Below are 12215 nucleotides of genomic sequence, written 5' to 3'. Positions count from 1 at the left end.
GGCGATGACGATCCTGATCCGTAAAGCCCGGACAATCCTGACGATGGACGGCGCCCGTCGGGAGTTATCGGAGGCGGATATCCTTCTGCGCGGAGGGGTCATCACAGAGATCGGCACCGGACTTGTCGCACCCGAAGGGGCGGAGATTGTGGAGGCCGGCGGCTGTGTCGTGACGCCGGGTCTCGTGAATACGCATCATCATCTGTATCAGACCCTGACCCGGGCCGTGCCGGGCGGGCAGGATGCGCTGCTGTTTGGCTGGCTCAAGACGCTCTACCCGATCTGGGCCCGGTTCGGGCCGGAGGAGATGCATGTTTCCGCCCTGCTCGGCCTGTCAGAATTGGCGCTATCGGGATGCACGCTGAGCTCTGACCATCTGTATCTTTACCCTAACGGCGCGCGGCTGGATGACACGGTCGCAGCGGCGAAAGAGCTTGGGATGAGGTTTCATCCGACACGCGGTGCCATGAGCATCGGGGAAAGCGCGGGCGGGTTGCCGCCGGATGGGCTGGTCGAGGCAGAGGGCGCGATTCTGGAGGATTGCATCCGGGTGATCGACGCCTTTCACGACCCCCGCGAGGGCGCGATGGTGCGGGTCGGCGTGGCGCCCTGTTCGCCGTTCTCGGTATCGCGCGAGCTGATGCGGGATGCGGCGGTGCTGGCAAGGGATAAGGGTGTGATGATGCACACCCATCTGGCCGAAAACGACGAGGATATCGCCTATTCTCTGGCGCAGTTCGGGTGCCGTCCCGGCCAGTATGCAGAGGAGCTGGGCTGGACCGGCCCCGATGTCTGGCATGCACATTGCGTGAAGCTCGACGGGCAGGAGATCGACCTTTTTGCCCGGTCGCGGACGGGCGTGGCGCATTGCCCCTGTTCGAACTGTCGCCTCGGGTCGGGGATCGCGCCAGTGCGGGCAATGCGGGACGCTGGCGTGCCTGTGGGCCTGGGGGTCGATGGCTCTGCCTCCAACGATGCGGGCAATCTGGTCGCAGAGGCGCGGATGTCGATGCTGCTGCAACGTGTCGCGCGCGGGGCGGATGCGATGAGCGCGCGGGAAGCGCTGGAGATCGCGACGCGGGGCGGGGCGGATGTGCTGGGGCGCGCGGATTGCGGGCGGCTGGAGGTTGGTAAACGGGCGGATGTCGCGATCTGGGACGTAACGGGGGTCGAGAGCGCCGGCTCCTGGGACCCCGCGGCGCTGTTGCTGGCGGGACCTACGCGAGTGAAGCATCTGTTCGTGGAGGGTCGGCAGGTCGTGCGTGACGGACAGGTCGCGACGATTGACCTGCCAAATGTCGTGGAGAGGGCGAACCGGCTGGCGCGGGCGCTGGCGGGGTAGGCGCCCGTCACGGGTTTCGGCGATGGGTGCGCTTTGGGGATGGGTGCGAAGCACCCATCCTACGGGGCGCTTGAGCGCGCGCCATGGGTTAGAGATCCGGCGTAGGATGGGTGGTTCCACCCATCCGGGACCGGCCCGCGTCACAGCTCCCCCGCCACCTTTCCACCGATCCACGTGGCCCGCACCGCACGGTCATCCCCCATCATGATCGTCGCAAAAAGCTCCTCCCAGCCGTCCTCGGCCCTCGCGGCGCGCTGCGCAATGGCGGGGGTGGAGGACATGTCGAGAATGCAGAGGTCGGCCTCATGCCCCGGCTCCAGCCTGCCGATCCGGTCGCCCATGCGCAGGGCCCCGGCGGACCCGGCCGTGGCCAGCCAGATCAGCTGCGCCGCATGCAGGGGCGTGCCGCGCAGCTGGCCGATCTCATAGGCCGCCGCCATGGTCCGCAGCATCGAAAAGGAAGAACCGCCGCCGGTATCTGTGGCCAGCCCGATTCGCTGGCCCTCCGCCATCAGCCCCGCCATATCGAAGAGGCCCGATCCGATGAAGGTGTTGGAGGTCGGGCAATGCGCCAGCGCGCCGCCCACCTCCCGCAGCCGGTCGCGTTCGCGCGGCTCCAAGTGGATCGCATGGCCGTAAAGGCCATTTGCGCCCAGCAGCCCGTGCTGTTCATAGGTGTCGAGGTAATCCCGCGCCTCCGGATAAAGCGCGCGGACCCAGGCGATCTCATCGGTCTGTTCGGAAAGATGCGTCTGCATCAGGCAGTCCGGATATTCGGCCCAGAGCGCGCCCATGGCCGCCATCTGCTCCGGCGTCGAGGTTGGCGAAAAGCGCGGCGTGATGGCGTAGGAGAGGCGGTCGACGCCGTGCCATTTCTCCAGCAGCGCCTTGCTGTCGTCATAGGCCGACTGCGCGGTGTCCTGCAGGCCGTCGGGCGCATTGCGGTCCATGCAGGTCTTGCCGGTGACGATGCGCTGGCCGCGCGCCTGCGCCTCTGACATCAGCGCGTCGACGGAGGCCGGGTGGATCGTGGCGAAAGAGCAGACGGTCGTTGTGCCATGCGCCGTGGTCAGGTCGAGATACCGCGCGGCCACCTCCGCCGCATAGGCGGGATCGCCAAAGCGCATCTCCTCCGGAAAGGTATAGCTGTTGAGCCAGTCAATCAGCCGCTTGCCCCATGAGGCGATGATCGCGGTCTGCGGGTAATGCACATGGGCGTCGACAAAGCCGGGGCAGATCAGGTCATTGCCATAGCTGATCTCCGTCGCATCGGGATGGGCTTTGCGCAGATCATCGACCGGCCCCATGGCGCGGATCAGGCCGCCTTCCAGCACCAGCCCCCAGCCGGTTTCGATCCGGAGCGCCTCTTCCGGCGGCATATGGAACGGGTCACCCAGAGTACGCAGCAGGCGTCCGGTCAGAAGGATGTGGGGCATGGGTGATCTCCGCTTCGGCAGTGCAGCGTAACGTGGCACGGGCGGGCAGTAAATTGCCGGTGCGCCATTGTTTCTTTCACAATTCCCGCTCTATTACGGAAAGGCAAAAGAAGGAGCGCGGCATGGAAGACGAGGTGGCGGAGGTCGATCTGGAAGAGCGTATGGACACGGATGATCTGAGCCTCGACCCCAAGACCATTGCCGCTATCCTCTATTGTGTCGACACCGATGATCGGGACAAGCTGGTCGAGCTGATGGAGCCGCTGCATGCGGCCGACATCGCCGACCTTCTGGAACAGATCAACGCCTTTGACCGGCGTCGTCTGGTCCTGCTTTACGACAAGGAATTCGACGGGGAGATCCTCTCGGAACTGGACGAGTCCATCCGGGAAGAGATTATCACGATACTCAAGCCCGACGTGCTCAAGGAAGCCGTCCGGGAGCTTGATTCCGATGACGTCGTGGACCTTGTCGAATATCTGGAGGACGAGCAGCAGTCCGCCATTCTGGATGCGCTGGAGGACAGCGACCGGGTCGCCGTGCAGCAGGCGCTGGCCTATCCGGAGGAATCCGCCGGCCGTCTGATGCAGCGCGAGGTCGTCGCCGTTCCGGAGTTCTGGAACGTTGGCCAGGCCATCGACTACATGCGCGAACGGGAAGACCTGCCGGAGCAGTTCTATCATGTGATCCTTGTCGATCCGCGGATGAAGCCGATTGCTCATGTCCAGCTGGGCAAGCTGATGGCGGCGCGGCGCGCGATGCCGCTGTCGGACCTGACGGAGCCGTCCTTCCGCACCTTTTATGCGACGGTGGACGAGGGGGACGTGGCCTATGCGTTCAACCAGTATCACCTGATTTCAGCGCCTGTCGTCGATGACAATGACCGGCTTGTTGGCGTGATCACCATCGACGATGCGATGATCGTGCTGGACGAGGAACATGACGAGGACATCCTGCGTCTGGCCGGTGTGAGCGAGGAAAGCTCCCTGACGGACCGGGTCATCGACACGACCAAGCGCCGGTTTCCCTGGCTGGCGGTGAACCTTGTGACGGCGATCATGGCCTCGCTTGTGATCGCCCAGTTCGAGGCGACGATTGCACAGTTCGTGGCGCTGGCGGTGCTGATGCCCATCGTGGCGTCGATGGGGGGCAATGCGGGGACGCAGTCGCTGACCGTTGCGGTGCGGTCGATTGCGACGAAGGACCTTACCGGGGCCAACGTCTGGCGAGTGATCCGGCGGGAATGTCTGGTGGGGCTGGTGAACGGCGCGATCTTTGCGGTGGTGATGGGGATCGTCGGGATGGTCTGGTTCGGATCGCCCGCGCTTGGGTATGTCATTGCGGCGGCCATGGTGATCAACCTTGTGGTCGCGGGGCTGGCGGGGACGGTGGTGCCGGTCGTGCTGGATCGCGTGGGTGTGGATCCGGCGCTGGCTTCAGGCGCCTTCGTGACGACGGTGACGGATATCGTCGGCTTCTTCGCCTTCCTCGGGCTCGCCGGGGTGATCCTGCTGTGAGCCTGCTGCCGGACAGTACGGCGGAGAAAGCAGCGGCTCGCAAGGCCGCTTTTGCCCGGCGCAAGGCAGCGCATGCAAAGGCCGGCCCCGGTGCCTGTGGCGTTCTGTCCGAAGTGCTGGCGGGCTATCGCGGTGTTCCTGTCGCGGGCTACATGCCGATCCGGTCCGAAATCGACCCGCTGCCTGCGATGGCGGAGGCCGCAGCCCATGGCGAGGTCGGCGTGCCGGTGATCGTCGGCGAGGGGCAGCCGCTGGTCTTCGCGCTCTGGGAACCGGAGGTGCCGATGGTCGAGGGGCCGTTCGGCGCGCAGGTTCCGGCGGCGCTGGTGCCGATGGTGCCGCAGATCCTCATCGTGCCGCTGGTGGCGTTCTCCCGCGCGGGGGGGCGACTGGGATATGGCGGCGGATACTATGACCGCACGCTGGAGAAACTCCGGGCGGAGGGGCCGGTGCTGGCGATGGGCTTTGCCTATGCGGCGCAGGAGGCGGAGGAGCTGCCGCTGGAGGCAACAGACCAGCGGCTCGACATGATCGTGACGGAACGGGGCGTGATCGAACCGCGGCGGTAAGGCCCCCCGTCATTCCCGGATTTACCCGGCGTCCCCCTTCGGATAAGACGCGCCGACACGAGCGAGGAGGCCCCCTATGTCCGCCCATGGCACCCCCATTCCGATGATCTCTGACGCCTGCGGCCCGCTGACGGGCACGGCCCATGTGCCGGGGGATAAGTCGATCTCTCACCGGTCGCTGATCCTAGGCGCGCTGTCCATCGGAGAGACACGGATTTCCGGCCTGCTTGAAGGGCAGGACGTGCTGGATACCGCCAGGGCGATGCGCGCCTTCGGGGCGGAGGTCGAGGATCTGGGCGGTGGCAACTGGCGGGTGCAGGGTGTTGGCGTCGGTGGCTTTGCCGAGCCGGATCACGTGATCGACTGCGGCAATTCCGGCACTGGCGTGCGGCTGATCATGGGGGCGATGGCCACCTCCCCCATCACCGCGACCTTTACCGGGGATGCGAGCCTCAACGGGCGGCCGATGGCGCGGGTGACCGATCCGCTGGCGCTTTACGGGGCGCGGGCGGTGGGCCGTGCGGGCGGGCGCCTGCCGATGACCATCGTCGGCGCGGCCGATCCGGTGCCGGTGCGCTATGAGGTGCCGGTGCCCTCGGCGCAGGTGAAATCGGCGGTTCTGTTGGCCGGGCTCAACGCGCCGGGCCAGACCGTCGTGATCGAGAAGGAAGCGACCCGCGATCATACCGAACGCATGCTCGCGGGCTTCGGGGCGGAGATCACGACTGAGGTGACAAATGAGGGCCGGATCATCACCCTGACCGGCCAGCCGGAGCTGACGGGGCAGGTGATCGAGGTGCCGCGCGATCCGTCCTCCGCCGCTTTCCCGGTCTGTGCGGCGCTGATCGTGCCGGGCTCGGATGTGCTGGTGCCAAATATCGGGCTGAATCCCACACGCGCCGGGCTTTTCGACACGCTGCGGGAGATGGGGGCAGACCTGAGCTATGAGAACCCGCGCGAAGAGGGCGGGGAGCCGGTGGCGGATCTGCGCGCGAAATTCTCTCCGAACCTGAAGGGGATCGAGGTGCCGCCGCATCGCGCCGCCTCCATGATCGACGAATATCCGGTGCTGTCGGTTGTTGCGGCCTTTGCCGAGGGCAAGACGGTCATGCGGGGCGTCAAGGAGCTGCGGGTCAAGGAAAGCGACCGGATCGACGCGATGGCCGTGGGGTTGCGCGCCAATGGGATCGAGGTCGAGGACGGGGAAGACTGGTGGATCGTCACCGGCCTTGGCCATGGCAATGTGCCAGGCGGGGCAGAGGTGGCCAGCCGTCTGGATCACCGGATCGCCATGTCTTTCCTGATCCTCGGCATGGCGGCGCAGGCGCCGGTGCGGGTGGATGACGGCGGACCGATCGCCACTTCCTTCCCGATTTTCGAGGGGCTGATGGGCGGTCTGGGGGCCAAGCTCGCCCGGGTGTGACATCGGGGGCGGTGACAGGCGCGTCCAGTCGGGCTAGTCTGACCCTCCTGACGGGACGCAAGGACAGAGACTTGGCTTTCACGATTGCAATCGACGGGCCCGCCGCAGCGGGCAAAGGCACCATTTCGAAAGAGCTGGCGCGGGTCTTCGGCATCGCGCATCTCGACACAGGTCTGATCTATCGCGCGACCGGCCGGCGGCTGCTGGACGGGGTAACGGCGCTGGAAGCGGCGCAGACCCTGACGGCGGCGGATCTGGAGGCCGACGGGCTGCGCACGCCAGAGGTGGCGCGGCTGGCCTCTCAGGTTGCGGCGATCCCGGAGGTGCGGGCGGCGCTGGTCGATTTCCAGCGTGCTTTTGCGCGGCGGTCCGGGGGCGCGGTGCTGGACGGGCGCGACATCGGCACTGTGATCTGTCCGGAGGCGGAGGTGAAGTTCTTCGTCACCGCCAGCGACGAGGTCCGGGCGCATCGCCGGTTTCTGGAATTGCAGCCCAAGCATCCGGAGATGACGGAGGCGCAGGTGCTGGCCGATCTCAGGGAGCGGGACGCGCGGGATAGTGCGCGGGCGACGGCGCCGCTGAAACCGGCGGAGGACGCCGTGGTGATCGACACGTCCGAGATGGATATCGCGGAAGCGCTGGCCGAGACGATCCGTCTGGTCGAGGCACGGTCCGGGCGGGTGGCGACCGTCTGACCCGGGCCTGATCCCAGGAATGAAGTGACGTGATCAGCCCTTTCCGGCATCGGAGAGGGCGATTCTGACTGCGCTGCAGAAAAACCCCAAGCTTACCCAGCCCGCGCCGCAGCCATGCCTCAATATGTGGATAATCTGTCTGCAACCGGAAGGATTGTTCAGACGGACACACATCTGACGCTTAAAAATAAGGTCTGGAATACCCGACTATGGCGAAAGTTGGAACCGTGCGAGCCTGTTTTCGGTTATCCTGTAACCATTGTAGAATGGAAGGAATTTGCAGATGACCATCTTGTTCGACGCCAAGAAAGCCGAGGCCGGCGAGGCTGAGCCCACCTCCGAGCGTAAGCCCGTTCCGGAGGCAACCTGGCGCAGCTTTGACTTTGGCATGGATTGCCTGATCCCGGCCGAAGACTATGCCGTGCCAAAGGGCATGACCACCGGAGACAAGTGAAGCGCCAAAGGACCCGGGACACCCGGATCGGACCGGTTCCTCTCTAACGGGTGTGTAATTCACCCGGTCTCCAGGAGTGGTCATGGACGGTTTTGTCCTTAAGAAATTTGGCTCCACGGTCGAGGCTACATGAAAATCCCCGATATTGCCGGGGAAAGAAAGACCGAGATCGAGGCGATCTGGGGTACCAACGGCACCTCGCTGCCAATTGAACTGCCGCGGGTGAGGTAAGCGGACGAACGCTTCATCCTCGATCCCGAGAATATCACCACGGGGCCAGTTTTCTTCGAAGACCCGCTTTCGGCTGACGCCGGTTTATCGGTTTCAAAAAGCACTTTTCAGCAGAACAATGCCCGGGGCTTCGGCCCCGGGTATTTTTTCGGGCGCCTGCGCCCGACGGCTCCGGCCTGCCGAAAGGCCTGTTAAACGCGCTTTGGGGCTTGATTTGCTGGGCCGACCCGACTATTTCCGCCCCGTCGACAAGGCGCAAATGCCGCGATGAAGGATGAGCAGGGGTCGGGCAACCGGCCCTCTTTCGTTTCGCGGCGTCTACCTGACCAACCCCAAGACCGGCGGAGACAACCGCACGGCCAGTCAAACCGAAGTAAAAGGAAACCCATAGCCACATGGCAAACGCAACCATGGAGGAATTCGAAGCCCTCCTTAACGAAAGCTTCGAAATGGACACGCCCGAAGAAGGGTCTGTTGTCAAAGGCAAGGTCATCGCAATCGAAGCGGGACAAGCCATCATCGACGTCGGCTACAAAATGGAAGGCCGCGTTGATCTCAAAGAATTCGCAAATCCCGGTGAGACCCCCGACATCTCTGTCGGCGACGAGGTCGAAGTGTTCCTGCGTGCCGCAGAGAACGCCCGTGGCGAAGCCGTCATCTCCCGCGAGATGGCCCGCCGCGAAGAAGCCTGGGATCGTCTGGAAAAAGCCTATGCCGACGACGCCCGCGTCGACGGTGCGATCTTCGGCCGTGTCAAAGGCGGCTTCACCGTCGATCTGGGCGGTGCAGTTGCATTCCTGCCCGGCTCTCAGGTTGACGTGCGCCCCGTGCGCGACGCCGGCCCGCTGATGGGTCTGAAGCAGCCGTTCCAGATCCTCAAAATGGACCGTCGCCGGGGCAACATCGTTGTGTCGCGCCGCGCGATCCTCGAAGAGTCCCGCGCCGAACAGCGTGCCGAGGTTATCTCCAACCTCGAAGAAGGTCAGGCCGTGGAAGGCGTGGTCAAGAACATCACCGAGTACGGCGCATTCGTCGATCTGGGTGGCGTTGACGGCCTGCTGCACGTCACCGACATGGCATGGCGCCGCGTGAACCACCCGTCCGAGATCCTGAACATCGGCGAGACCGTCAAGGTCCAGGTGATCAAGATCAACAAGGACACCCACCGTATCTCGCTCGGCATGAAGCAGCTGCAGGAAGATCCGTGGGATCTGGTTGCTGCCAAGTACCCGCTGGGTTCGGTCCATCAGGGCCGCGTGACCAACATCACCGACTACGGCGCATTCGTCGAACTGGAAGCCGGTGTCGAAGGTCTGGTCCACGTCTCCGAGATGTCTTGGACCAAGAAGAACGTGCACCCCGGCAAGATCGTCTCCACCTCGCAGGAAGTGGACGTCATGGTTCTGGAAATCGACGGTGCGAAGCGCCGCGTGTCCCTGGGCCTCAAGCAGACGATGCGCAACCCGTGGGAAGTGTTTGCCGAAACGCACCCCGAGGGCACCGTTGTCGAAGGCGAAGTCAAGAACATCACCGAATTCGGTCTGTTCGTTGGCCTCGACGGCGATATCGACGGCATGGTTCACCTGTCCGACCTCAGCTGGGACGAGCGTGGCGAAGACGCGATCCAGAACTACCGCAAGGGCGACATGGTCACTGCAGTGGTTTCCGAAGTCGACACCGAGAAGGAGCGCATCTCGCTCTCCATCAAGAATGTCGGCGGCGACAAGTTCGCGGATGCCGTTGGCGGCGTGAAGCGCGGCTCGATCATCACCGTGACCGTCACGGCGATCGAAGATGGCGGGATCGAAGTGGAATACGAAGGCATGAAGTCCTTCATCCGCCGCTCCGACCTGTCGCGTGACCGTGCCGAACAGCGCCCTGAGCGTTTCTCGACCGGCGACCACGTCGATGTGCGCGTCACCAATGTCGACAGCAAGACCCGTCGTCTGGGCCTGTCGATCAAGGCACGCGAGATCGCCGAAGAGAAAGAGGCCGTGGAACAGTACGGTTCGTCGGACTCCGGTGCATCGCTGGGCGACATCCTGGGCGCCGCGCTCAAGTCGAACGACTGATCACGGGCCACAGACGGAGCTAAGGCCTTCGTTCAAATCAAGGAAAGGCGGGTCCCTGTGGCCCGCCTTTCTTTCTGGCGGCTCCGGTTTTCCACGGCATGCAACTGGCACATGGCGGGCATACGAATCAGCCATGGATGCCGCAATGCAGCACCGGGCCCGAGCCATGTCCGACTCTGCCGAAGCGCGCGAAATTGCGCCGTCAACTCCCTCAATCACGTATTTTTCCCTGATAATTCCGGTGTTTCGCCTTCACGTGACAGTTTCGGGACGAAACAAATGCTCCTATAGTCGACAGGTGTCTGTTGGATGCTGTTACCAAGCGCTTGGGGAGAAACCGCACATGATCCGGTCTGAACTCATTCAGAAAATCGCCGACGAGAACCCACATCTCTACCAACGGGACGTCGAAAGGATCGTGAATGTGATCTTCGAGGAGATCATCGATGCAATGGCCCGTGGCGACCGGGTGGAGCTGCGCGGATTTGGGGCCTTTTCCGTCAAGAAGCGGGATGCGAGAACGGGGCGAAACCCCCGCACAGGCGATGCGGTCGAAGTTGAAGAAAAGCACGTGCCGTTCTTCAAGACCGGGAAATTGCTGCGCGACCGTCTGAACGGACAGAACTGACATGAAATATATCCGATACCTCTTTTTGCTGTGTCTTGCGATCATCCTGATCTGCGTCGCTCTGGCGAACCGGGAACCCGTGACGCTGAACATGCTGCCTGACGGGCTGGCCGACATCGCCGGGATGAATTTCAGCGTGAACCTGCCGCTGTTTGTGGTCATCTTTGGTGGCGTCGTTGCGGGGCTGCTGATCGGTTTCGTCTGGGAATGGATGCGCGAACACAAGCACCGCGTGGCCATGCGGAAAGGCACCAAGCAGGTCGGCCGGCTTGAACGTGAGGTCAAGCGGCTGAAAAACGAAAAGCATGACGGCAAGGACGAGGTTCTGGCCCTGCTGGACTGACCTTGCCGGTCCGGGTCTGCTGGCGTAGACCCGGCGCATGGATATCCGTGTAAAAATCTGCGGGCTGACATCGCCTGGCGAAGTTGACGCGGCGGCGCGGGCCGGCGCGGCCTATGGCGGGTTTGTCTTCTTTCCCAAATCGCCCCGGCATCTGGAGGTCGAGGCCGCCCGCGCGCTGATGGCGGACGCGCCGGTCGGCATGGCCAAGGTAGCGCTTGTCGTTGATCCGGACGATGCCCGGGCCGACGTGCTGGCGGGCCTGCCGCTGGATATGGTGCAGCTGCATGGCAAAGAGAGCCCGGAGCGGGTCGCGGAGCTGCGGGCGCGGCTGGGCCTGCCTGTCATGAAGGCGGTCGGGGTCGCAGGACCGGATGATCTGGTCGCGATCGACACCTATTCACAGGTGGCTGATCAGATCCTCGTCGATGCCAAGGCGCCAAAGGGGGCGGAGCTGCCCGGCGGCAATGGCCTGCCCTTTGACTGGCGGCTGTTGTCGGGGCGGAAATACTGGACGCGCCCCTGGATGCTGGCGGGCGGTCTGACGCCGGGCAATGTGGCCGAGGCGATCCGGTTGACCGGCGCGCGGCAGGTCGATGTGTCGTCGGGTGTCGAAGGGGCTCCGGGCGTCAAGGACCACGGGCTGATCCGCGACTTTGTCGCCGCGGCGACGGGTCAGGCGAAGGTGACCGGCTGAACCCACCAGCCGGTCTGGCGGAGGGCTGCGGCCAGGGCTTCGGCATCCGGGCGGGTTGTGGTCAGGCCAAAGCAGGTCGCGCCGGAGCCGGACATGCGGGCCAGGCGGCAGAGCGGGCTTTGGGCAATCTGATGAAGGACGTCCCGGATGATCGGGGCGCAGGCGATGGCGGCTGCTTCCATGTCATTGCGCTGGTCCGCGAGCCAGCCGATCAGCGTTTCGGTATCGTTCCAGCGGGGCAGAGGTTCCGGCATCGGCGGGTTGGTCCGCTGCGACATGGCATTAAACACTGCGGGCGTCGCAACTGACACACCGGGGTTCACCAGAACGCCATGCAGCGGCGGCAGGGCAGGCAGGGGGGTGATCCGCTCTCCCACGCCCTGCAGGCGGCTGACGCGGGGGGTCAGGCAGACCGGAACGTCAGCGCCAAGCGCCTCTGTCCCGCAGGGCAGGGGGCGGGCATACAGAGTGGACAGGCCACGCAGCACAGCCGCCGCGTCGGAAGAGCCGCCGCCAATCCCGGCCGCTGCGGGCAGATGTTTGTCCAGCACGATGTCAGCCGTGAGGTTCATAAAGGCCGCCGCTTTCAGAACCAGATTGTTCGGGCCGGTGGGCACGCCACTGGCCAATGGCCCAGTGACCGACACTCTGGGTACATCGGCTTTCATCATGGTCAGATGGTCGCCGATATCGGCGAAGGCGACCAGCGAATCCAGCAGGTGATAGCCGTCCGGCCGCTGTCCGGTGACGTGCAGGCTCAGGTTGACCTTGGCCGGTGCGAATTCCTGCACCGCCCCGTCCGGGATCATGG

Annotated in this window: 12 protein-coding genes; 10 read left to right on the top strand and 2 right to left on the bottom strand. The window is 64.3% G+C overall.

Annotated features, from left to right (window positions below; all coding sequences use genetic code 11):
* Nucleotides 1–4: 4 nt before the first annotated feature.
* The gene (locus ACRARG_RS08860; protein ID WP_432689652.1) at nucleotides 5–1342 is read left to right on the top strand and encodes an 8-oxoguanine deaminase; all 1338 of its coding nucleotides are present in this window, start codon (nucleotides 5–7) and stop codon (nucleotides 1340–1342) included.
* A gap of 140 nt (nucleotides 1343–1482) precedes the next feature.
* On the opposite strand, the gene guaD is transcribed toward ACRARG_RS08860, so the two are convergent.
* Complete coding sequence (gene guaD, locus ACRARG_RS08855; RefSeq protein WP_432689651.1) at nucleotides 1483–2778, bottom strand: guanine deaminase; 1296 nt, start codon at nucleotides 2776–2778, stop codon at nucleotides 1483–1485.
* Between the two features lie 122 nt (nucleotides 2779–2900).
* Here guaD and mgtE point away from each other — a divergent pair, with 122 nt between their 5' ends.
* The 9 genes from mgtE (at nucleotide 2901) to ACRARG_RS08810 (ending at nucleotide 11404) form a co-directional block, all read left to right on the top strand.
* Complete coding sequence (gene mgtE / locus ACRARG_RS08850; protein ID WP_432689650.1) at nucleotides 2901–4295, top strand: magnesium transporter; 1395 nt, start codon at nucleotides 2901–2903, stop codon at nucleotides 4293–4295.
* 5 nt (nucleotides 4296–4300) lie between these two features.
* On the top strand, nucleotides 4301–4864 hold the full coding sequence (locus ACRARG_RS08845) for a 5-formyltetrahydrofolate cyclo-ligase (protein WP_432691337.1): 564 nt from the start codon (nucleotides 4301–4303) through the stop codon (nucleotides 4862–4864).
* Between the two features lie 76 nt (nucleotides 4865–4940).
* Nucleotides 4941–6287: a 3-phosphoshikimate 1-carboxyvinyltransferase gene (gene aroA, locus ACRARG_RS08840; RefSeq protein ID WP_432689649.1), complete on the top strand. Its 1347-nt coding sequence runs from the start codon at nucleotides 4941–4943 to the stop codon at nucleotides 6285–6287.
* A 71-nt stretch (nucleotides 6288–6358) separates the two neighbouring features.
* A complete protein-coding gene (locus ACRARG_RS08835; protein ID WP_432689648.1) occupies nucleotides 6359–6982 on the top strand; it encodes a (d)CMP kinase in 624 nt (207 codons plus the stop codon).
* A 283-nt stretch (nucleotides 6983–7265) separates the two neighbouring features.
* A complete protein-coding gene (locus tag ACRARG_RS08830) occupies nucleotides 7266–7436 on the top strand; it encodes a hypothetical protein (RefSeq protein ID WP_432689647.1) in 171 nt (56 codons plus the stop codon).
* A gap of 626 nt (nucleotides 7437–8062) precedes the next feature.
* Complete coding sequence (gene rpsA / locus ACRARG_RS08825; RefSeq protein WP_432689646.1) at nucleotides 8063–9739, top strand: 30S ribosomal protein S1; 1677 nt, start codon at nucleotides 8063–8065, stop codon at nucleotides 9737–9739.
* A gap of 343 nt (nucleotides 9740–10082) precedes the next feature.
* The gene (ihfB, locus tag ACRARG_RS08820; protein WP_432689645.1) at nucleotides 10083–10367 is read left to right on the top strand and encodes an integration host factor subunit beta; all 285 of its coding nucleotides are present in this window, start codon (nucleotides 10083–10085) and stop codon (nucleotides 10365–10367) included.
* Between the two features lies 1 nt (nucleotide 10368).
* Nucleotides 10369–10710 (top strand): LapA family protein, encoded by a 342-nt coding sequence (locus ACRARG_RS08815; protein WP_432689644.1) that lies wholly within the window; start codon nucleotides 10369–10371, stop codon nucleotides 10708–10710.
* 37 nt (nucleotides 10711–10747) lie between these two features.
* Nucleotides 10748–11404, top strand: coding sequence for a phosphoribosylanthranilate isomerase (locus tag ACRARG_RS08810; RefSeq protein WP_432689643.1), 657 nt, complete (start codon nucleotides 10748–10750; stop codon nucleotides 11402–11404).
* Here ACRARG_RS08810 and ACRARG_RS08805 read toward each other — a convergent pair.
* Nucleotides 11383–12213, bottom strand: coding sequence for a 4-(cytidine 5'-diphospho)-2-C-methyl-D-erythritol kinase (locus tag ACRARG_RS08805; protein WP_432689642.1), 831 nt, complete (start codon nucleotides 12211–12213; stop codon nucleotides 11383–11385). The two genes, ACRARG_RS08810 and ACRARG_RS08805, sit on opposite strands and share 22 nt — an antisense overlap.
* Between the last annotated feature and the right edge of the window lie 2 nt (nucleotides 12214–12215).

This window comes from Pseudooceanicola profundi (assembly GCF_050897955.1).
Lineage (GTDB): Bacteria > Pseudomonadota > Alphaproteobacteria > Rhodobacterales > Rhodobacteraceae > Pseudooceanicola.
The sequence above is the reverse complement of the archived record's forward strand: the minus strand, read 5'-3'. Positions and strand labels throughout refer to the sequence as shown.

Coding starts and splice junctions, on each gene's coding strand:
- ACRARG_RS08860 (WP_432689652.1), top strand. CDS start 5: ATGACGATCCTGATCCGTAAAGCCCGGACAATCCTGACGATGGACGGC.
- guaD (WP_432689651.1), bottom strand. CDS start 2,778: ATGCCCCACATCCTTCTGACCGGACGCCTGCTGCGTACTCTGGGTGAC.
- mgtE (WP_432689650.1), top strand. CDS start 2,901: ATGGAAGACGAGGTGGCGGAGGTCGATCTGGAAGAGCGTATGGACACG.
- aroA (WP_432689649.1), top strand. CDS start 4,941: ATGTCCGCCCATGGCACCCCCATTCCGATGATCTCTGACGCCTGCGGC.
- ACRARG_RS08830 (WP_432689647.1), top strand. CDS start 7,266: ATGACCATCTTGTTCGACGCCAAGAAAGCCGAGGCCGGCGAGGCTGAG.
- rpsA (WP_432689646.1), top strand. CDS start 8,063: ATGGCAAACGCAACCATGGAGGAATTCGAAGCCCTCCTTAACGAAAGC.
- ihfB (WP_432689645.1), top strand. CDS start 10,083: ATGATCCGGTCTGAACTCATTCAGAAAATCGCCGACGAGAACCCACAT.
- ACRARG_RS08815 (WP_432689644.1), top strand. CDS start 10,369: ATGAAATATATCCGATACCTCTTTTTGCTGTGTCTTGCGATCATCCTG.
- ACRARG_RS08810 (WP_432689643.1), top strand. CDS start 10,748: ATGGATATCCGTGTAAAAATCTGCGGGCTGACATCGCCTGGCGAAGTT.
- ACRARG_RS08805 (WP_432689642.1), bottom strand. CDS start 12,213: ATGATCCCGGACGGGGCGGTGCAGGAATTCGCACCGGCCAAGGTCAAC.